Origin of the sequence: Streptomyces alboniger (assembly GCF_008704395.1) — a bacterium.
GTDB classification, from domain to species: domain Bacteria; phylum Actinomycetota; class Actinomycetes; order Streptomycetales; family Streptomycetaceae; genus Streptomyces; species Streptomyces alboniger.
This window is the reverse complement of sequence record NZ_CP023695.1, coordinates 4,873,776-4,891,347: the sequence shown is the minus strand read 5'-3', so window position 1 is coordinate 4,891,347 and position 17,572 is coordinate 4,873,776. Positions and strand designations below refer to the sequence as shown.

Annotated in this window: 20 protein-coding genes; 12 read left to right on the top strand and 8 right to left on the bottom strand. The window is 71.4% G+C overall.

Translation table 11 applies throughout. The annotated features are described in order from the left end of the window. Positions 1-8 precede the first annotated feature (8 nt). Positions 9-671, bottom strand: a complete 663-nt coding sequence (locus tag CP975_RS21980) for a PH domain-containing protein (protein WP_150477255.1) — start codon at positions 669-671, stop codon at positions 9-11. Positions 672-784: 113 nt separating this feature from the next. Between CP975_RS21980 and deoC the strand changes: the two genes are divergently transcribed. The 3 genes from deoC to CP975_RS21965 are packed head-to-tail and all read left to right on the top strand — an operon-like array spanning position 785 to position 4,041. Continuing rightward, complete coding sequence (gene deoC, locus CP975_RS21975; protein WP_030779081.1) at positions 785-1,723, top strand: deoxyribose-phosphate aldolase; 939 nt, start codon at positions 785-787, stop codon at positions 1,721-1,723. 4 nt (positions 1,724-1,727) lie between these two features. Then, positions 1,728-3,164, top strand: a complete 1,437-nt coding sequence (locus CP975_RS21970) for an aldehyde dehydrogenase family protein (RefSeq protein WP_055536258.1) — start codon at positions 1,728-1,730, stop codon at positions 3,162-3,164. Beyond that, positions 3,157-4,041 carry an aldehyde dehydrogenase family protein gene (locus CP975_RS21965; RefSeq protein ID WP_055536259.1) on the top strand — a complete coding sequence of 295 codons (885 nt, stop codon included), beginning with the start codon at positions 3,157-3,159 and terminating at the stop codon, positions 4,039-4,041. Before CP975_RS21970 ends, CP975_RS21965 begins: the two co-directional genes overlap by 8 nt. Before the next feature lie 73 nt (positions 4,042-4,114). Here CP975_RS21965 and CP975_RS21960 read toward each other — a convergent pair whose 3' ends face one another. Beyond that, complete coding sequence (locus tag CP975_RS21960; protein WP_055536260.1) at positions 4,115-4,513, bottom strand: hypothetical protein; 399 nt, start codon at positions 4,511-4,513, stop codon at positions 4,115-4,117. A gap of 141 nt (positions 4,514-4,654) precedes the next feature. On the opposite strand from CP975_RS21960, the gene CP975_RS21955 reads away from it, so the two are divergent. Next, the gene (locus CP975_RS21955) at positions 4,655-5,287 is read left to right on the top strand and encodes a uridine kinase family protein (protein ID WP_055536261.1); all 633 of its coding nucleotides are present in this window, start codon (positions 4,655-4,657) and stop codon (positions 5,285-5,287) included. Positions 5,288-5,417: 130 nt separating this feature from the next. Here the strand turns inward: CP975_RS21955 and CP975_RS21950 are convergent, their stop codons facing one another. After that, positions 5,418-6,158: a SigE family RNA polymerase sigma factor gene (locus CP975_RS21950; protein ID WP_150477254.1), complete on the bottom strand. Its 741-nt coding sequence runs from the start codon at positions 6,156-6,158 to the stop codon at positions 5,418-5,420. A 213-nt stretch (positions 6,159-6,371) separates the two neighbouring features. Here CP975_RS21950 and afsQ1 point away from each other — a divergent pair, with 213 nt between their 5' ends. The 5 genes from afsQ1 to CP975_RS21925 all read left to right on the top strand — a co-directional run bounded on the left by afsQ1 (position 6,372) and on the right by CP975_RS21925 (position 10,153). Further along, positions 6,372-7,049 carry a two-component system response regulator AfsQ1 gene (afsQ1, locus tag CP975_RS21945; protein WP_030779097.1) on the top strand — a complete coding sequence of 226 codons (678 nt, stop codon included), beginning with the start codon at positions 6,372-6,374 and terminating at the stop codon, positions 7,047-7,049. Next, on the top strand, positions 7,046-8,635 hold the full coding sequence (locus tag CP975_RS21940) for a sensor histidine kinase (RefSeq protein ID WP_055534199.1): 1,590 nt from the start codon (positions 7,046-7,048) through the stop codon (positions 8,633-8,635). The genes afsQ1 and CP975_RS21940 overlap by 4 nt, the downstream gene beginning before the upstream one ends. Continuing rightward, positions 8,632-9,234 carry a hypothetical protein gene (locus CP975_RS21935; RefSeq protein ID WP_199783143.1) on the top strand — a complete coding sequence of 201 codons (603 nt, stop codon included), beginning with the start codon at positions 8,632-8,634 and terminating at the stop codon, positions 9,232-9,234. The genes CP975_RS21940 and CP975_RS21935 overlap by 4 nt, the downstream gene beginning before the upstream one ends. A gap of 79 nt (positions 9,235-9,313) precedes the next feature. Next, a complete protein-coding gene (locus tag CP975_RS21930; RefSeq protein ID WP_030779106.1) occupies positions 9,314-9,862 on the top strand; it encodes a VanZ family protein in 549 nt (182 codons plus the stop codon). A gap of 90 nt (positions 9,863-9,952) precedes the next feature. Continuing rightward, the gene (locus tag CP975_RS21925) at positions 9,953-10,153 is read left to right on the top strand and encodes a PspC domain-containing protein (RefSeq protein ID WP_030779108.1); all 201 of its coding nucleotides are present in this window, start codon (positions 9,953-9,955) and stop codon (positions 10,151-10,153) included. A gap of 60 nt (positions 10,154-10,213) precedes the next feature. Here CP975_RS21925 and CP975_RS21920 read toward each other — a convergent pair whose 3' ends face one another. Both CP975_RS21920 and CP975_RS21915 read right to left on the bottom strand, forming a co-directional pair. Next, complete coding sequence (locus tag CP975_RS21920; protein ID WP_150477253.1) at positions 10,214-10,636, bottom strand: ATP-binding protein; 423 nt, start codon at positions 10,634-10,636, stop codon at positions 10,214-10,216. Positions 10,637-10,786: 150 nt separating this feature from the next. Then, on the bottom strand, positions 10,787-11,956 hold the full coding sequence (locus CP975_RS21915) for an adenosine deaminase (RefSeq protein WP_055531033.1): 1,170 nt from the start codon (positions 11,954-11,956) through the stop codon (positions 10,787-10,789). Positions 11,957-12,058: 102 nt separating this feature from the next. On the opposite strand from CP975_RS21915, the gene CP975_RS21910 reads away from it, so the two are divergent. After that, on the top strand, positions 12,059-12,823 hold the full coding sequence (locus CP975_RS21910) for an alpha/beta hydrolase (protein WP_055531035.1): 765 nt from the start codon (positions 12,059-12,061) through the stop codon (positions 12,821-12,823). Between the two features lie 46 nt (positions 12,824-12,869). On the opposite strand, the gene CP975_RS21905 is transcribed toward CP975_RS21910, so the two are convergent. Then, a complete protein-coding gene (locus CP975_RS21905; protein ID WP_055531037.1) occupies positions 12,870-13,874 on the bottom strand; it encodes a LysR family transcriptional regulator in 1,005 nt (334 codons plus the stop codon). A gap of 62 nt (positions 13,875-13,936) precedes the next feature. Here CP975_RS21905 and CP975_RS21900 point away from each other — a divergent pair, with 62 nt between their 5' ends. Together CP975_RS21900 and CP975_RS21895 are read left to right on the top strand one after the other, a co-directional pair. Beyond that, entirely contained in the window at positions 13,937-15,223 is a 1,287-nt protein-coding gene (locus CP975_RS21900; RefSeq protein WP_055531039.1) for an MFS transporter, read from the top strand. A gap of 148 nt (positions 15,224-15,371) precedes the next feature. After that, positions 15,372-16,355 (top strand): sigma-70 family RNA polymerase sigma factor, encoded by a 984-nt coding sequence (locus tag CP975_RS21895; protein ID WP_055531041.1) that lies wholly within the window; start codon positions 15,372-15,374, stop codon positions 16,353-16,355. Here CP975_RS21895 and CP975_RS21890 read toward each other — a convergent pair. Beyond that, positions 16,266-16,631, bottom strand: a complete 366-nt coding sequence (locus tag CP975_RS21890) for an STAS domain-containing protein (protein ID WP_246201589.1) — start codon at positions 16,629-16,631, stop codon at positions 16,266-16,268. The two genes, CP975_RS21895 and CP975_RS21890, sit on opposite strands and share 90 nt — an antisense overlap. Positions 16,632-16,916: 285 nt before the next feature. Further along, positions 16,917-17,501, bottom strand: a complete 585-nt coding sequence (locus tag CP975_RS21880) for a Uma2 family endonuclease (RefSeq protein WP_055531045.1) — start codon at positions 17,499-17,501, stop codon at positions 16,917-16,919. Positions 17,502-17,572 lie beyond the last annotated feature (71 nt).

Here is a 17,572-nt window from a genome sequence, read left to right as displayed (position 1 = left end):
TCAGGCGGTCAGGTCACCGCGAGCAGCACCGCGAGCAGGAGGGCCCCCGCGGCGCAGGGCGCGAGGATCTCGTAGGCCCACCGGACCACGGGCTCGCCCTGCGCGGACTCGGCGGTGGCGTGCTGCTCGGCGAGGTCGCGCAGTTCGTCCATGGACTGGTCGCCGGTGGAGCGCGGGGGCGGGGCGTGCGGGTCGAGGAAGGGGCGGCCGCCGGTCGGGTCACCGGAGGCGGCGGCCTGCGACTGCCTGCGCGCCGCCTTCTTGCGGCCGCGCAGGGAGACGGGGATGGCCCAGAGCTGGTACTTGGCGCCGGTCCGGGTGAGGGCCTCGTTGGAGTAGCCGGAGCGCAGGGTCGCGACGGACGCCCACGGCAGGGTGATGGTCCGGAAGGGGTTGCGGATCCGCAGCCGGTCGTCGTTGGCGTAGACGGCGGGCCGCACGGTGAACGCGACGACCAGCGGCACCGCGACGAGCAGCCCGGCGAGCGCGAGCCACGGGGTGCGGCCCTCGCCCCGGATGACGGCGTCGATGCCGAGCCAGGCGCCCAGGGCGAGCAGCAGGACGCCGCCGGCGATACCGGCGGGGGACCGGAAGGTGCGGTCCTTGTACGCGGGCTCCGCCGCGGGCTCCTGGGGCTCGCTCGTACCCCGGTGCTTTTGAGGGTCGCTCATACGCTGATTCTGCCTGAAGCCCCGCGCGGGGCCCCGGCCCCCACCCCCGGCCCCGCCCCTGACCCCCACCCCTGTACAGCAGCTACGCGCGTAGATATGCTCCCCTCGTGACCATGTCCACTGCATTCGCTGACGTGACAGCGTCCGACAGCACGCTCCGCCGCTTCCTCCACGGACTGCCCGGCGTCGACGCGGTCGGCCTGGAGGCGCGTGCCGCCTCGCTCGGTACCCGTTCGATCAAGACCACGGCGAAGGCGTACGCCATCGACCTGGCCATCTCGATGATCGACCTGACGACGCTGGAGGGCGCCGACACCCCGGGCAAGGTCCGGGCGCTCGGCGCGAAGGCCGTCAACCCGGACCCCACGGACCGTGGCGCGCCGCGCACCGCGGCCGTCTGCGTCTATCCGGACATGGTCGCCACCGCCAAGGAGGCCGTCGCGGGCAGCGGCGTGAAGGTCGCCTCCGTCGCGACCGCCTTCCCCGCGGGCCGCGCCGCGATCGAGGTGAAGCTCGGCGACGTGCGCGAGGCCGTGGCCGCCGGCGCCGACGAGATCGACATGGTCATCGACCGGGGAGCCTTCCTCTCCGGGGACTACATGACGGTGTACGAGCAGATCCGCGCCGTGAAGGAGGCCTGCGGCACCGCCCGCCTGAAGGTCATCTTCGAGACGGGCGAGCTGTCCACGTACGACAACATCAAGCGCGCCAGCTGGATCGGCATGATCGCCGGCGCCGACTTCATCAAGACCTCGACCGGCAAGGTCGGCGTCAACGCCACCCCGTCCAACACCCTGCTGATGCTGGAGGCCGTCCGCGACTTCCGCGCGCAGACCGGCGTGCAGATCGGCGTGAAGCCCGCGGGCGGCATCCGCTCGACGAAGGACGCGGTGAAGTTCCTCGTCCTGGTGAACGAGACGGCGGGCCCCGACTGGCTGGACAACCACTGGTTCCGCTTCGGCGCCTCGTCACTCCTCAACGACCTGCTGATGCAGCGCCAGAAGCTGGCCACCGGCCGCTACTCCGGCCCCGACTACGTGACGGTGGACTGATCCGATGACTTCCCCCTTCGAGTACGCCCCGGCGCCCGAGTCCCGCTCCGTCGTCGACATCGCGCCGAGCTACGGCCTGTTCATCGACGGCGAGTTCACCGAGGCCGCCGACGGCAAGGTCTTCAAGACGGTCTCCCCGTCCACCGAAGAGGTCCTCTCCGAGGTCGCGCAGGCCTCCTCCGAGGACGTCGACCGCGCGGTGAAGGCCGCCCGCAAGGCCTTCGAGAAGTGGTCGGCGCTGCCGGGCGCCGAGCGCGCCAAGTACCTCTTCCGCATCGCCCGGATCATCCAGGAGCGCAGCCGCGAGCTGGCCGTCCTGGAGACCCTGGACAACGGCAAGCCGATCAAGGAGACCCGCGACGCGGACCTCCCCCTGGTCGCCGCGCACTTCTTCTACTACGCGGGCTGGGCCGACAAGCTCGACCACGCGGGGTACGGCGCCGACCCGCGGCCCCTCGGTGTCGCAGGCCAGGTCATCCCCTGGAACTTCCCGCTCCTGATGCTGGCCTGGAAGATCGCTCCGGCGCTCGCGACCGGCAACACGGTCGTCCTGAAGCCCGCCGAGACCACTCCCCTGAGCGCCCTGTTCTTCGCGGACATCTGCCGCCAGGCGGGCCTGCCCAAGGGCGTCGTCAACATCCTTCCCGGGTACGGCGACGCGGGCGCGGCCCTGACCGCCCACCCGGACGTGAACAAGGTCGCCTTCACCGGCTCCACCGCCGTCGGCAAGGCCATCGCACGCCAGGTCGCGGGCACCGACAAGAAGGTCACGCTCGAACTGGGCGGCAAGGGCGCGAACATCGTCTTCGACGACGCTCCCATCGACCAGGCCGTCGAGGGCATCGTCACGGGCATCTTCTTCAACCAGGGCCAGGTCTGCTGCGCCGGGTCGCGCCTGCTCGTACAGGAGTCGGTCCAGGACGAGCTGCTCGACTCGCTCAAGCGGCGCCTGTCCACCCTCCGCCTCGGCGACCCGCTCGACAAGAACACCGACATCGGCGCCATCAACTCCGCCGAGCAGTTGGCCCGCATCACCGCGCTCGCCGAGACCGGCGAGGCCGAGGGCGCCGAGCGCTGGTCGGCCCCGTGCGAACTGCCCACGTCGGGCTACTGGTTCGCGCCGACGCTCTTCACGAACGTCACGCAGGCGCACACCATCGCCCGCGACGAGATCTTCGGCCCGGTCCTCTCCGTGCTCAGCTTCCGTACGCCGGACGAAGCCGTCGCCAAGGCCAACAACACCCAGTACGGCCTCTCCGCCGGCATCTGGACGGAGAAGGGCTCGCGCATCCTCGCGGTCGCGAACAAGCTCCGGGCCGGTGTCGTCTGGGCCAACACATTCAACAAGTTCGATCCGACCTCGCCGTTCGGCGGCTACAAGGAGTCGGGCTTCGGCCGCGAGGGCGGCCGCCACGGCCTGGAGGCGTACCTCGATGTCTGAGCGACTCACTGTCTTCAAGACCTACAAGCTGTATGTGGGGGGCAAGTTCCCCCGCAGCGAGAGCGGCCGGGTGTACGAGGTGCGGGACAACAAGGACAAGTGGCTGGCCAACGCTCCGCTGTCGTCCCGCAAGGACGCGCGTGACGCGGTCGTGGCGGCCCGCAAGGCGTTCGGCGGCTGGTCGGGCGCGACCGCGTACAACCGCGGCCAGATCCTCTACCGCATCGCCGAGATGCTGGAGGGCCGCCGCGACCAGTTCGTGCGCGAGGTCGCCGACGCCGAGGGCCTCTCGAAGTCCAAGGCCGCCGCGGTCGTGGACGCGGCCATCGACCGCTGGGTCTGGTACGCGGGCTGGACGGACAAGATCGCCCAGGTCGTGGGCGGGGCGAACCCGGTCGCGGGCCCGTACTTCAACCTCTCGACCCCGGAGCCGACGGGCGTCGTCGCGGTGCTCGCGCCGCAGGAGTCGTCGTTCCTCGGCCTGGTCTCCGTGCTCGCCCCGGTGATCGCGACGGGCAACACGGCCGTCGTGATCGCCTCCGAGAAGGCCCCGCTCCCGGCGCTCTCGCTGGGCGAGGTCCTGGCGACCTCGGACGTCCCCGGCGGTGTGGTCAACATCCTCACCGGCAGGACCGCCGAGATCGCCGCCCCGCTCGCCGCGCACCAGGACGTCAACGCGATCGACCTGACGGGCGCGGACGCGGACCTCGCCCGCGACCTGGAGATCGCCGCCGCGGACAACCTCAAGCGCGTACTGCGTCCACAGCCTGTGGATTTCTCCGCCGACCCCGGCACGCACCGCCTGACGGCCTTCCTGGAGACCAAGACGGTCTGGCACCCCACGGGCTCGCTCGGCGCCTCGGGCTCGGCCTACTAGCGGGCGCAAGTCCCCCCCGGCCATCTCCCCGACGAAGCCCCGGCCTCCGCCGTCCAGGAGGCCGGGGCTTTGTCTAGCCCGCCAGCAGGCCCGTCGCCGGGCCCACCACCGGCAGGTCGTCCAGGGAGGCCCCTCGGGCGAGCGGTCCGGTGGCCACGGCCGTGGTGAGCGGCTTGAAGTCCGCCACCTGCGTGCCGAGCGAGTTGTTGAGCGGGTCCACGCTGGTGTTCGCCAGGGGGTCCAGCTGAAGGGTCCTGGCGGGGTTGAGTCCGCCCGCCGTCGCGCTGCGCGCCGCCCCCACGAGCGCCTGCACCGCGGAGGCCCCGTCGACGTCGCCGAGCGGCGTGGGGACCGCCGCCGCGCTCGCGCTGCCCGCGCCGAGCGCGGCGCCCGCCACGGTGAGGGCGAGACCGGCGCGCAGCAGTGCGCGGGAGCCGGGACGGGGTGACCTGGAGGCCGTGTGTCGTGTCATGAGTACCGCCCATATCCGTGCGTCGTGTGTGTGCGTCGTGCGTAATCGAGCGAGCACGTAGCGTAGTTGACGTGTGACATCGCCACCAAAGCCGACCCGCGGGGGGTGTCCGCGCGGCGCGATGCCGCACACTGTTCTCTCGTGAGCTCCCATCCCCCGATACCCGCCCGCGTCGTGCTGCTCTGCGGCCCCTCAGGCTCGGGCAAGTCGTCCTTCGCCGCCCGGTCCGGGCTGCCCGTACTGTGCCTGGACGACTTCTACAAGGAAGCCGGCGACCCTACGTTGCCGCTGGTCCCGGGCAGTTCGGACATCGACTGGGACTCGCCGGCGTCCTGGGACGCGGAGGTGGCGGTCGCCGCGATCGAGGAACTGTGCCGCACCGGGCGTACGAGCGTCCCGGTGTACGACATCGCGACCAGCGCGCGCGTCGGGCGGACAACCCTGGACATCGAGCGGACACCCGTGTTCATCGCGGAGGGGATCTTCGCGGCGGACATCGTGGAGCGGTGCCGGGAGATCGGCGTGCTCGCCGACGCGATCTGTCTGCGGGGGCGGCCTTCCACCACCTTCCGGCGGCGGCTGCTCCGGGATCTCCGGGAGGGGCGCAAGTCCGTGCCGTTCCTCCTTCGGAGGGGGTGGCGGCTCATGCGCGCGGAGCGTGCGATCGTGGCGCGGCAGGCCGGGCTCGGGGCGCATCCCTGCGGGGCCGAGGAGGCGCTCGGGCGGGTGGCCTCCGCTGCGGCCGGGCGGCGTGTCGCGGCTGCCCCGCGCTGACCCCTGCCGAACAAACAGAAGGACCGGACAGGCCCCCCCGGCCTACCGGTCCCGCTGCTTTTTCCCCCGTGTTCCCCCGTGCTTCCGCCGCGTCCCCCCGGAGCGGCGGCCCCCGTGTTCCCCCCGGCCCTCAGGCGACCAACTCGCCGAAGGACTCCTCCTGGTCACGGCCGAAGCTGAGGACGTCGTCCTCGCGCAGCCGGCGCAGCGAGCGCCAGATGCTGGACTTCACCGTGCCCACGCTGATGTCGAGGATGTCCGCGATCTCCGGGTCGGTGCGGCCCTCGTAGTAGCGAAGGACCAGCATCGTGCGCTGGAGTTCGGGCAGCCGGGCCAGGGCCTGCCACAGGACGGCGCGTAGCTCCGTGCCGCGCATCGCGTCCGTGTCGCCCACGGTCTCCGGCAGTTCCTCGGTCGGGTACTCGTTCAGCTTGCGGCGGCGCCACGCGCTGATGTGCAGGTTCGTCATGGTGCGGCGGAGGTAGCCCCCCACCGCGGCCTTGTCGCTGATCCTGTCCCAGGCACGGTACGTCGAGAAGAGGGCGCTCTGGAGCAGGTCCTCCGCCTCGAAACGGTCGCCGGTCAGGTGGTATGCCGTCGCGTACAGAGAGGCGCGGCGTTCCTGGACGTAGGCGGTGAACGCCGCTTCGGCGTTCACCGCCTCCGGCAGGGACTTCCGCTCCCCCGAGCCCTCCCCGTACGCGCTTCCCCCGTGCGGCGCGTCAACCACCGTCATGTACGCGGTGTGCTGACGCCCGGTGCCGCGAGCGCACCCCCGCCCGCTCACGGCACCGGACCTCTCAGATCCCCGCCCGACGTCGTGGAGACGCGTGACAACTGCGCTTGAGCTGGTGCTGTGCAGCGTATTCATCTCGCGCCCCCCGTCGGTGGAGTCCGGCCTGTTCCGTCTTGCTTCCGTGCTTCTTGCGTGTGACCAGAACTCTGCCCGAGCCACTTCATGACGGTGTCCGCCGACTGTCACAGGCCTGTCACAGGGGCTTGGCGTCCCTTCCGTGCGTGAGGGTGCGGTGTGGGAGCGCTCCAGCAGTCGAAGTGCGGCCCGGCATGGGACAGAATGACCTCCGTGCCTTCCCTGTTGCTGATCGAGGACGACGACGCCATCCGGACGGCCCTGGAGCTTTCGCTGACGCGCCAGGGGCACCGGGTGGCCACTGCTGCCACCGGCGAGGACGGCCTGAAACTGCTCGGTGAGCAGCGGCCCGACCTGATCGTGCTGGACGTGATGCTGCCGGGCATCGACGGGTTCGAGGTGTGCCGTCGCATCCGGCGCACCGACCAGCTGCCCATCATTTTGCTGACCGCGCGCAGCGACGACATCGACGTGGTGGTGGGCCTGGAGTCCGGCGCCGACGACTATGTGGTCAAGCCCGTGCAGGGGCGGGTGCTCGACGCCCGGATCAGGGCCGTCCTGCGGCGCGGGGAGCGGGAGGCCAACGACGCGGCGACGTTCGGTTCGCTCGTCATCGACCGGGCCGCGATGACCGTGACGAAGAACGGCGAGGACCTCCAGCTCACGCCGACCGAGCTGCGGCTGCTCCTGGAGCTGAGCCGCAGGCCCGGACAGGCCCTGTCCCGGCAGCAGTTGCTGCGGCTCGTCTGGGAGCACGACTACCTCGGCGACTCGCGGCTCGTCGACGCCTGCGTGCAGCGGCTGCGCGCCAAGGTCGAGGACGTCCCCTCGTCGCCCACGCTGATCCGCACGGTGCGCGGGGTCGGATACCGGCTGGACACTCCTCAGTGACCAAAGCGCAGGACAAGCTCCGCGGCCTGCCCGCGGCACGCAAGGCCCTTCTGGCGGGACTGCGCTTCACGAGCCTGCGTCTGAGGCTCGTACTGGTCTTCGGTCTCGTGGCGCTCACCGCCGCCGTCTCGGCGTCCGGCATCGCGTACTGGCTCAACCGCGAGGCCGTGCTGACGCGCGCCCAGGACGCGGCGCTCAAGGACTTCCGGCAGCAGATGCAGACCCGCGCGGGCGCGCTGCGCGCCAACCCGACGCAGGAGGAACTCCAGGCGGCCGCCGGGCAGATGGCCAACAGCAGCCAGGGCTACAGCGTGCTCCTGGTCGCCGAGAAGGAGGGCGGCGGCCGGATCGTCGGATACTCCGACCTGGACGCGTTCACCTTCGCCAAGGTGCCGGGTTCGCTGCAAAAGGCCGTCACCGAGAAGCAGGAGCTCAACTCCGGCAACGACAGCCCCTACCACCTGTACTGGCAGCGGACCGTCGACCACGGAACCCCGTACCTGGTCGGCGGCGCCACGGTGATCGGCGGCGGCCCGACCGGCTACATGCTCAAGTCCCTCGAACCGGAGGCCAAGGACCTCAGTTCGCTGGGCTGGTCCCTCGCCATCGCCACCGGTCTGGCGCTGATCGGCTCCGCGCTGCTCGCGCAGGCCGCCGCGACGACCGTACTCAAACCCGTGCACCGCCTGGGCGTCGCCGCGCGCCGGCTCGGCGAGGGCAAGCTCGACACGCGCCTGCGGGTGTCCGGCACCGACGAACTCGCCGATCTCTCAAGGACGTTCAACAGGACCGCCGAGAACCTAGAGAAGAAGGTCGCCGACATGAGCGCCCGCGAGGAGGCGTCCCGGCGGTTCGTCGCCGACATGTCGCACGAGCTGCGTACGCCGTTGACGGCGATCACCGCGGTGACCGAGGTCCTGGAGGAGGAGCTGGACGCGGAGACCGGTTCCGTCGACCCGATGATCGAGCCCGCCGTACGGCTCGTGGTGAGCGAGACGCGCCGCCTGGGCGATCTCGTGGAGAACCTCATGGAGGTCACCCGCTTCGACGCGGGCACCGCGCGGCTCGTCCTGGACGACGTCGACATCGCCGACCAGATCACCGCCTGCATCGACGCGCGCGCCTGGCTGGACGCGGTGGAGCTGGACGCCGAGCGCGGCATCACCGCCCGGCTCGACCCGCGCCGCCTGGACGTCATCCTGGCCAACCTCATCGGCAACGCCCTCAAGCACGGCGGTTCCCCGGTCGAGGTCTCGGTGCGGCTCGAGGACACGAAGCTCGTCATCTCCGTACGCGATCACGGCCCCGGCATCCCCGAGGACGTCCTGCCGCACGTCTTCGACCGCTTCTACAAGGCGAGCGCGTCCCGGCCGCGGTCCGAGGGCAGCGGACTGGGGCTTTCCATCGCCCTGGAGAACGCGCACATCCACGGCGGGGACATCTCCGCGGCCAACTGCCCCAAGGGCGGCGCCGTCTTCACGCTGTGGCTGCCGTGCGACAGCGAGAGCGACGGGGAGGACTGCGCGCGGGACACGGCCCGCGACGAGGACGGTAGCGAGGACCGTGTCGAGGGAGGCCAGGCGTGAAGGGGCGTCGGATCCGGGCCGCGGCGGCCACCGCGGTGCTCGCCGCCGCGCTCGCCGGGTGCGGGATCAGGTCGACGGAGGTGCCCACCGACTTCGGGCCCGCGCCGTCGCGGGTGCCGTGCGTGATGTCGGGCTCCGCCATCGCCTCGCAGTCGGGCAGCGGGGTTCCCGTCGAGGTCTTCCTGGTGTGCGCGGCCCAGCTGGTGGCCGTCGACCGTACCGTGCGGGTCCACGAGGACAAGGCGGCCACCGACCGGGTCCGGATCGCCCAGGCCCTCCTCGACGAGCTGGCCGCACCGCCCTCGGAGTCCGAGAAGCAGGCGGGCCTCGCCACGGACGTACGGGGTGGCGTGCGGGTCTCCGGCCCCGCCGACGGCGACCCTGAGGACACGCTGCGGTTCAGTACGCCGCCCGAGGACCTGTCCGCGTTCGCGCTCGCGCAGATCGTGTGCACGCTGGCCGACAGCGCCGCGGCCGCCGAGGACCAGACAGTGATCATGGGCGGCCCCGGGGACGATCCGCTGCGGCGCTACTCCTGCACGCCCGAGGTCCGCTCCCGCCCCGGCACGGTGGCGCTGCCCACGAAGACGGTGGAGTAGGGGCCCGCGCCCGGCACGCGCCGCACGGCCCGCGGCGGTACGCGGAACCGATCCTGCCGCCTCTGGCGTCTTGGGGGGCGTGCGTCAAGGCTCGGGCGGCCGTACTGCCGCCATCCGCTTCCGCGCGGCGGGAGGATTCCTCCTCGTCGCGCACCTTCTGCTCGTCGGATGGATCACGCTGCGTCCGCTGGACGTTCCCTGGGTGAGCGCCGCGAATCTGCGGCCGCTCGCCGGGATCAAGGCGGATCTGGCGCTCGGCGGCCTCCAGGCGACCCGCCGGATCGGCGAGGCCCTGCTGCTGCTCGCCCCGCTCGGCGTGCTGCTCCCACTGGCCGGCGGACGGCTCCTCGTCTCGCCGTGGGGTTCCCTGGTGCGTACGGTCGCCGCAGGTGCGCTGCTCTCGCTCGGCATCGAGCTGCTCCAGACCGGGGTGCCCGGGCAGGTCGTCGACATCGACTCGCTGCTCCTGAACACCCTCGGGGTCGCTCTGGCTCATGTGGCCGTGGTGCCCGCGGTGCGCGCCAGACTGCGTCGCCGTGTGGATCCGGAGCACGTCACGGCCCTCCTGCGGGAGGAGGCCCCTCAGGGGTCGACCCCGACGATTCCCAGGGTCGGGATCGCCCCGTAGAGCGACGTTCGGCCTGTTGGGTACCCGTAGCTTTGAAGCATCGAGGCAGACCCGACAGCCTCGCCCCTACGGTTCGTGAAGGAGCCCGACATGACCGCCCTTACCCGCCCCACCCACGGCCGGATGATCGGCGGAGTGTGCGCCTCCCTGGCCAAGCGCTTCGGCACTTCCGCGACCACGATGCGCGTGATCTTCGTGGCGTCCTGCCTGCTCCCCGGCCCGCAGTTCCTGCTCTACCTCGCCCTGTGGTTCCTGCTGCCGGACGAGAGCAAGACCCGTAACGCCTGGTGACGACACGATGGGGCGCCCCTCCTTGTGGAGGGGCGCCCCATCGGTGTGTGCGCTGCGGGGTCAGCCGAGCGGCAGGCCGTTGATGGCGCTGCCGCCGAGGGGCACGCCGCCCACGGGCACGCCGCCGAGCAGCTCGCCGACCGGGGAGGTGGGGACGGGGGCGGCGGTGGCGGGGGCGGCGGTGGCGGGAGCCGCGGCGCCCTTGGCCGCGGGCGGCATGGCGGAGGAGGTCACCTTGTCGAGGGTGGGCTGCACGGCGGTGAGGCCACCGGCGATGGCGCCCTGCGCGGCGGCGAGCGACTGGGGGGCGCCGGCGGGCAGCGTCTTGGCAGCCTGGTCCAGGGGGAGGATCGAGCTGACCGGGCCCAGGGCCGAGGTCACGTCAGGGAGACCGGCGGCGGCGTTCGCGGCACCGGCACCGGCGGCGGCGAAGGCGGCACCGAGAGCGGCGACACCGAGGGTCTTGGCAGCAGACTGCTTCATCTTCAATGCGTCCTTGCGAATTCGATGACGGGGATCTGCGCGGTTCAACGACCGTAAACACCGCCGATCACGGCCCGCGGGCAGCGAAAAGCGGCCGGGTGACGAAGAACCCGGCCGCCGACACATCGCGCAAGGACGCGATACGACCCGCTAGCTCCCGGCAGACGCGCTGGTCGAGACCGTCTGGCGGAACAGCCATTCGGACTTCAGCTCGGCATAGCCGGGCTTGATCACATCACTGATCATGGCCAGCCGTTCATCGAAAGGAATGAACGCTGATTTCATCGCATTGACTGTGAACCATTGCATGTCATCGAGCGTGTAGCCGAACGTGCCGACCAGGTGCTCGAATTCGCGGCTCATGCTGGTGCCCGACATCAGACGGTTGTCGGTGTTCACCGTGGCTCGGAAGTGCAGCTTGCGCAGGAGGCCGATGGGGTGCTCGGCGTAGGAGGTGGCGGCACCCGTCTGGAGGTTGGACGTCGGGCAGAGCTCCAGCGGGATGCGCTTGTCCCGTACGTACGACGCGAGGCGGCCGAGCTTGACGGTGCCGTCGTCGGCGATCTCGATGTCGTCGATGATGCGCACGCCGTGGCCGAGGCGGTCGGCGCCGCACCACTGGAGGGCCTGCCAGATCGACGGCAGGCCGAAGGCCTCACCCGCGTGGATCGTGAAGTGGTTGTTCTCGCGCTTGAGGAACTCGAAGGCGTCGAGGTGGCGGGTGGGAGGGAAGCCCGCCTCGGCGCCCGCGATGTCGAAGCCGACGACGCCCAGATCGCGGTAGCGGTTGGCCAGCTCGGCGATCTCCAGCGCGCGGGCGGCGTGCCGCATGGCGGTGAGCAGCGCGCCGACGCGGATGCGGTGGCCGCTCGCCTTCGCGCGACGCTCGCCCTCGCGGAAGCCTTCGTTGACCGCCTCGACGACCTCTTCGAGCGTGAGGCCGTTCTCCAGGTGCTGCTCGGGGGCGTAGCGGATCTCGGCGTAGACCACGCCGTCCTCGGCGAGGTCTACGGCGCACTCGGCGGCCACCCGCTTGAGGGCGTCCTTCGTCTGCATCACCGCGCAGGTGTGGGCGAAGGTCTCCAGATAGCGCTCCAGGGAACCGGAGTCGGCCGCCTCGCGGAACCAGATCCCGAGCTTGTCGGGGTCGGTCTCGGGCAGTCCCTCGTAGCCGCAGTCGCGGGCGAGGTCGACGATCGTGCCGGGGCGCAGGCCGCCGTCGAGGTGGTCGTGGAGGAGCACCTTGGGGGCGCGGCGGATCTGTTCGGCGCTGGGCGTTTCACGGTCCGTGTGACCGGTCGTGTGTGTCTGGCTCGTCATTTCGGCACTCTAGCGCCTACGCGCGTAGAACTCACTGGTCGATACGTAACAGTGACCCGGCGGACGGGTGGCGTACACCATGCCTTCTGACACTGTTCTGTCATGGCACAGCAAGGGACGGCGGGGCCCGCGGGCACGCCGAGGCTCGGGCGAGTGATCAAAGCGGCCCCTTCGGCGGTGGGCGGCGTGGCCCTTCTGCTGCCCGGCGGCGCCGAGACCTCCACGCGCAGACCCTCGCCGCTGGCCGCCGGCGCCGTGCGCGCGCTGGGGCGCAGGCTGGCCCACGACGGGCGGGCGGACGGGCTCGCCGCGCATGTCGTGCGCTACCGCTGCCGGGGTTGGAACGGCGCGCAGGCCCAGCTCGCCGAGGACACGGCCTGGGCGGCGGACGAGGTCGTACGCCTCTACGGCGATGTCCCCGTCTGCCTGGCCGGGGTGGACATGGGCGGCCGGGCGGCGCTGCGGGCGGCCGGGCACCGCGCGGTCAACTCCGTGCTCGCCATCGCCCCTTGGCTGCCCGAGGACGACATGGCGGCGCCGCCCGAGCCGGTGAAGCAGCTCGCGGGGCGGCGGGTTCTGATCGTGCACGGCACGAACGACGAGCGGACCGATCCCGAGCTGTCGTTCCGGCTGGCGGAGCGGGCGAAGAAGACGAACCGTGACGTGTGCCGGTTCGAGGTGCACTCCGACGGGCACCGGCTTCATCAGCACCAGGACGAAGTCCTCGCGCTGGCCTCGGACTTCGTGCGGGGGACGCTCTTCGGTACGGATTTCGCGCGGCCGTTGGAGGACGCGTTGGCCGCGCCGCCGCCCTTGGGGTTGCGGATGCCGCTCGCCTCGGGGTTCGGGCGGTCGCTTCGGCGGTGAGCCGGCGCCGGGGCGCGGTCGATCACCGGCTTCGCCGTGTTCGTCCTCAATCGCCGGACGGGCTTGAACTCCCGCCGGGGCCGGGCTGGTGCACGCCGGCCTGCTGAAGCAGTTTTCCCTTTCTGCTCAGCAGGAACTCCTTGAACGCCGCCACCGGCGGGGTGTCCGGGTGACCGCCCAGCCAGGCCACGCCGATCTCCCGTACCGCCCGCTGGCCCGTCACCGTCAGTTCGACGACTCCCGGGCGGGGTACGGCCGGCGGGGGCAGCAGGGCCACTCCCAGGCCCGCCGCCACCAGGCCGCGCAGGGTCTCCGCCTCCTCCCCCTCGAAGGCCACGCGGGGCTTGAAGCCCGCCTCCTGGCAGAGGTCGTCCGTGATGCGGCGCAGGCCGTAGCCGGGCTCCAGGGTCACGAAGGCCTCGTCGGCGGCCTCGGCGAGGCGGATCCGCTTGCGGGCGGCGAGGCGGTGGTCGTCGGGCACGACCAGGCGCAGGCGTTGCTCGTCGAGGCGGCGGGCGACCAGGTCGGGGGCGTCGGGCACGGGAGAGGTGAGGCAGAGGTCCAGCTCGCCCGCGCGCAGGCGCTCCAGCATCGCCTCGCCGTAGTTCTGCACGAGGCTGAAGCGCACCCGGGGGTGGTCGGCGCGGAAGGCGCGGATCAGGCCGGGCACGGTCTCCGAGCCCATGGTGTGCAGGAACCCGAAGGCGACCTTTCCCGAGGCCGGGTCGGCGTCGGCGCGCACCGACTCGGCCGCGCGCTCCACCTCGCCGAGCGCCCGCTCGACCGAGGCGAGGAAGGTGCGGCCGGACGGGGTGAGCGAGACGGTGCGGCCGCGGCGGGCGAACAGGTCGACGCCGAGGTCCTGTTCGAGACGTACGAGTGCGCGGGAGAGCGTCGACTGGGGGATCTGCATCTCCTGCGCGGCGCGCGTGACGTGCTCGGTGCGGGCGACGCCGGCGAAGTACGCGAGGCGTGGCGCAAGCAGCGTCACGATGTCCTCCACGTCACTGTTGTGTGACAGGCGCGGCTGTGACCTCTGCTGATGCGGCATGGGAACGATTATGGCGTTTCCATGCATTGGACGCATCAAAAAGAGAGTCGTACGTTCGTGGCATGCCTCCTGCCAGTAGCGGGGCGTCCGCCACCCATGCGGTCGCCCTCACTCCGTCATCCCCTGCCGCCGATTCCCGTCTGACACCGGGCGGTCCCGGCTACCGCCGGATGAGCTTCGCGCTCTTCCTCGCGGGCGTCGCGACCTTCGCCCTCCTCTACTCCACGCAGGCCCTGCTGCCGCTGCTCTCCGCCGACTTCGGCGCGAGCGCGAGCACGGCGAGCTGGACGGTCTCGGCGGCCACGGGCGCACTGGCTCTCCTCGTCCTTCCGCTGAGCGCGCTCAGCGAGCGCTTCGGGCGGCGTGCGGTGATGACCGCGTCCCTGACCGTCGCGGTGGTGGTCGGGCTCCTCATCCCCTTCGCCCCGTCGGTCGAGGTGCTCATCGCGCTGCGCGCGGTGCAGGGCGCGGCCCTCGCCGGGCTTCCGGCGTCCGCGATGGCGTTCCTCGCCGAGGAGGTGCGGCCCAAGGCGCTGGTCGGGGCGATCGGCATGTTCGTGGCGGGCAACTCCATCGGCGGCATGAGCGGGCGCATCGTCACGGGCTGGGCCGCGCAGGCCTGGGGCTGGCGCGCGGCGCTCGCCGTCGTCGGCGTCCTCGCGGTGCTGTGCGCGGTCGCCTTCCGCGCGCTGCTGCCCGCGCCGCGGCACTTCACGCCGGGCTCGCTCAGCCCCAAGTCCCTCGCGCGCACGGTGCGTACGCATCTGTCCAACCCGCTTCTGTGCAGGCTGTACGCGATCGGCGCGCTGTTCATGACCGTCTTCGGCGCGGTGTACACGGTGATCGGATACCGGCTCACCGAGGCGCCGTTCTCGCTCCCCCAGGGCGTCATCGGCTCGATCTTCCTCGTCTACCTCGTCGGTACGGTCTCCTCCGCGGCGGCCGGAAAGCTCGTGGCGCGGCTCGGGCGGCGCGGGGCGCTGTACCTGGCGGTGGGCACGACGGCGGGCGGGCTGCTGCTGTCCCTCTCGGCCTCGCTGGTCCTGGTGCTGCTGGGGCTCGTGCTGATCACCGCGGGGTTCTTCGCGGGGCACGCGGTCGCGTCCTCGTCGGTGAGCCGTACGGCCACCACCGGGCGGGCGCAGGCGTCGGCGCTCTACCAGTCCGCGTACTACCTGGGCTCCAGCGCGGGCGGCACGCTCGGCGCCGTCGCCTTCCACGCGGGCGGCTGGGGCGGGACCGTGGCGCTCGGTCTGCTCGCGGTGACCGGCGTCGTGTCGGTGACGGTGTGGGGCTCCCACGTGGCGCGGGTGGAGCGGCGTCGGGGGCTGGTGGCCCGCTCCTGCTGAGTTCTTCTCCCCTGCCGCATTCGGGCGTGCGCTGATTTCACCTGCGGGTTTTCCCACTCCGGCGGCCGTTGTCAGTGGGCTGCGGTAGCTTCCGGTGTGTCGGGCCTCACTGTCGGGCCCTTCTCGGAAGCCGCAGGGGTGGGTTGGGATGAGCGACATCGCAGGGACGACGGCCGATCTGGACGTCACGCTGGAGAAGTACCGGGTCGAGCTGACCGGGTACTGCTATCGGATGCTGGGCTCGGCCTTCGAGGCCGAGGACGCCGTGCAGGACACGATGGTGCGGGCCTGGCGCAGCTTCGAGAAGTTCGAGGGCCGCTCCAGCGTCCGCTCATGGCTGTACAGAATCGCGACCAACGTCTGCCTGGACATGCTGAACGCGGGCAACCGCCGCGCCCGCCCCATGGACCTGACAGCCGCCGCCCCGCTGGCGCAGGCGGCGCTCACCCCGCGTCCGGACAACACCTGGCTGGAGCCGATGCCCGACGCCCGCATCCTGCCGACGCCGGGTGACCCCGCCGAGGCCGCCGTCGCCAAGGAGTCGGTGCGCCTGGCCTTCGTCGCGGCCCTCCAGAACCTGCCGCCCAAGCAGCGGGCGGTGCTGATCCTGCGCGAGGTCCTCGCCTGGAAGGCCAGCGAGGTCGCCGAGCTGATCGACACCTCCGTCGCCTCGGTGAACAGCGCGCTCCAGCGGGCCCGCGCCACCCTCGCCGAGCGGCCGGAGGACGACACGGCCGTCTCCGATCCGCTGGACGAGGAGCAGCAGAAGCTCCTGGAGCGCTATGTCGCCGCCTTCGAGGGGTACGACATGGCAGCGCTGACCGCGCTGCTCGCCGAGGACGCCGTCATGACGATGCCGCCGTTCGACCTGTGGCTGCGCGGCACGGCGGACATCACCGGCTTCATGTCCACGATGGGCGCCGCGTGTGCCAACGGCCGCCTGCTGCCGGTGGACGTGAACGGCACGCCGGGCTTCGCGCAGTACAAGCCCGACCCCGACAACGGCGGCTTCATGCCCTGGTCGATCCAGGTCATCGAGATCTCAGAGGGACGCATCGCCGGCTTCCACTGCTTCCTGGACACCGAGCGGTGGTTCCCGCTGTTCGGGGTGCCCCTCCATCTCGACGACTAGCCCGAGCAGTTCGACAAGGCCGACGAGGCCCAGCAGTGCCAGCAGGGCGGGGGCGGGATTCCTCAGGCGGATCCCGCCCCCGGCCCTGCGGGCGGCGAGGTGCAGGCGGGCGATGGCGTCGACGGTGGTGAGGTCGGCGGTGGTGACGGCGGAGACATCACAGATGACGTCTCCGGGCCCGTGCCGGGCGGCCGTGACCTGCTCGCACAGGGACGGGACGTCGCCCGGGCGCAGGGGCCCCGCGACATGGATGAGGTTCGCTTCGGAATCGGCCACGCAGGGTTGACCGTCCGGTCGGGCGGAACTCATCGCTTCGGGGGTGGGCTGCCTCGTCCAGGGGGCGGACTGTGCCGTTCAGAAGGCGGGCTGCTCGTTCAGGAGGCGGGCTGCTCGTTCAGGAGGCGGGCTACCTCAGTGCTGCCGGTCTCCAAGCCGCATATGGCGCGTCGCTCCTACGCCAAGAGCAGCCGGACGACGTCCATGCCGCGTACGAAAGCCTCCTCACCGCAGGCTTCACCAGCCGCCTCATCGCGTCCTAGCAGGTCGACGCCCCGTCCGCGGTCAGTCCTGGGGGAACGCGCTCGTGTCGAGGTCCAGGTCGAAAGGCTCGGGGAGCTTGATGGGCTCGCCGAACTTGCAGGCCCTCAGGACTCGGTAGACATCGCCCCTGGGCTCGCCGTACAGGGTGATGGTGGGGCCGCCGGAGGCCCAGCGGTCGATGAGGAGGTAGAGGGGGACGCCGGCGGCGGCGTAGGCGGCGGGCTTGCTGATGCGGTCGTGGCGGGCGTTGGAGGGGGACGTCACCTCGACCACGAGTTCGGCGGCACCGGCCGGAACATACGTCCCCGGAGCTTCCACTTCCGCGAGGGGGATCACAACGAGGTCGGGGATGAACATGCCGAGCTTCGAGGGCACGGCGACGGACAGGGTCTGAAAGACGCCCCAGTCATCCGGAAGCACGGAGTACAACAGGCGCTGCACCTTCTCCGTGACGAGATTGTGGCGATTGGCCGGGCTAGGCGACACGGTGATGACCCCTTCGATGATCTCCACCTTGCTGCCCTCGGGCCACTCCATCTCCTCCCAGAGCCGGACGAGGTCGTCCCAGTCCTGCCCCGATCCGTGGCCTACGGTGAGTGCGCTCATGGCGGTCTCCTCTTTCGGTGCGTCACCGATCCCAGCATGCCGAACGGGACCGGCGGCGGTCCACCGATCCC

Bases quoted from the DNA above. Each gene is read 5' to 3' on its own strand.
- CP975_RS21980 (WP_150477255.1), bottom strand. From the start codon at position 671: ATGAGCGACCCTCAAAAGCACCGGGGTACGAGCGAGCCCCAGGAGCCC.
- deoC (WP_030779081.1), top strand. From the start codon at position 785: ATGTCCACTGCATTCGCTGACGTGACAGCGTCCGACAGCACGCTCCGC.
- CP975_RS21970 (WP_055536258.1), top strand. From the start codon at position 1,728: ATGACTTCCCCCTTCGAGTACGCCCCGGCGCCCGAGTCCCGCTCCGTC.
- CP975_RS21965 (WP_055536259.1), top strand. From the start codon at position 3,157: ATGTCTGAGCGACTCACTGTCTTCAAGACCTACAAGCTGTATGTGGGG.
- CP975_RS21960 (WP_055536260.1), bottom strand. From the start codon at position 4,513: ATGACACGACACACGGCCTCCAGGTCACCCCGTCCCGGCTCCCGCGCA.
- CP975_RS21950 (WP_150477254.1), bottom strand. From the start codon at position 6,158: ATGAATACGCTGCACAGCACCAGCTCAAGCGCAGTTGTCACGCGTCTC.
- CP975_RS21925 (WP_030779108.1), top strand. From the start codon at position 9,953: ATGACCGCCCTTACCCGCCCCACCCACGGCCGGATGATCGGCGGAGTG.
- CP975_RS21920 (WP_150477253.1), bottom strand. From the start codon at position 10,636: ATGAAGCAGTCTGCTGCCAAGACCCTCGGTGTCGCCGCTCTCGGTGCC.
- CP975_RS21915 (WP_055531033.1), bottom strand. From the start codon at position 11,956: ATGACGAGCCAGACACACACGACCGGTCACACGGACCGTGAAACGCCC.
- CP975_RS21910 (WP_055531035.1), top strand. From the start codon at position 12,059: ATGGCACAGCAAGGGACGGCGGGGCCCGCGGGCACGCCGAGGCTCGGG.
- CP975_RS21905 (WP_055531037.1), bottom strand. From the start codon at position 13,874: ATGCCGCATCAGCAGAGGTCACAGCCGCGCCTGTCACACAACAGTGAC.
- CP975_RS21900 (WP_055531039.1), top strand. From the start codon at position 13,937: ATGCCTCCTGCCAGTAGCGGGGCGTCCGCCACCCATGCGGTCGCCCTC.
- CP975_RS21895 (WP_055531041.1), top strand. From the start codon at position 15,372: ATGAGCGACATCGCAGGGACGACGGCCGATCTGGACGTCACGCTGGAG.
- CP975_RS21880 (WP_055531045.1), bottom strand. From the start codon at position 17,501: ATGAGCGCACTCACCGTAGGCCACGGATCGGGGCAGGACTGGGACGAC.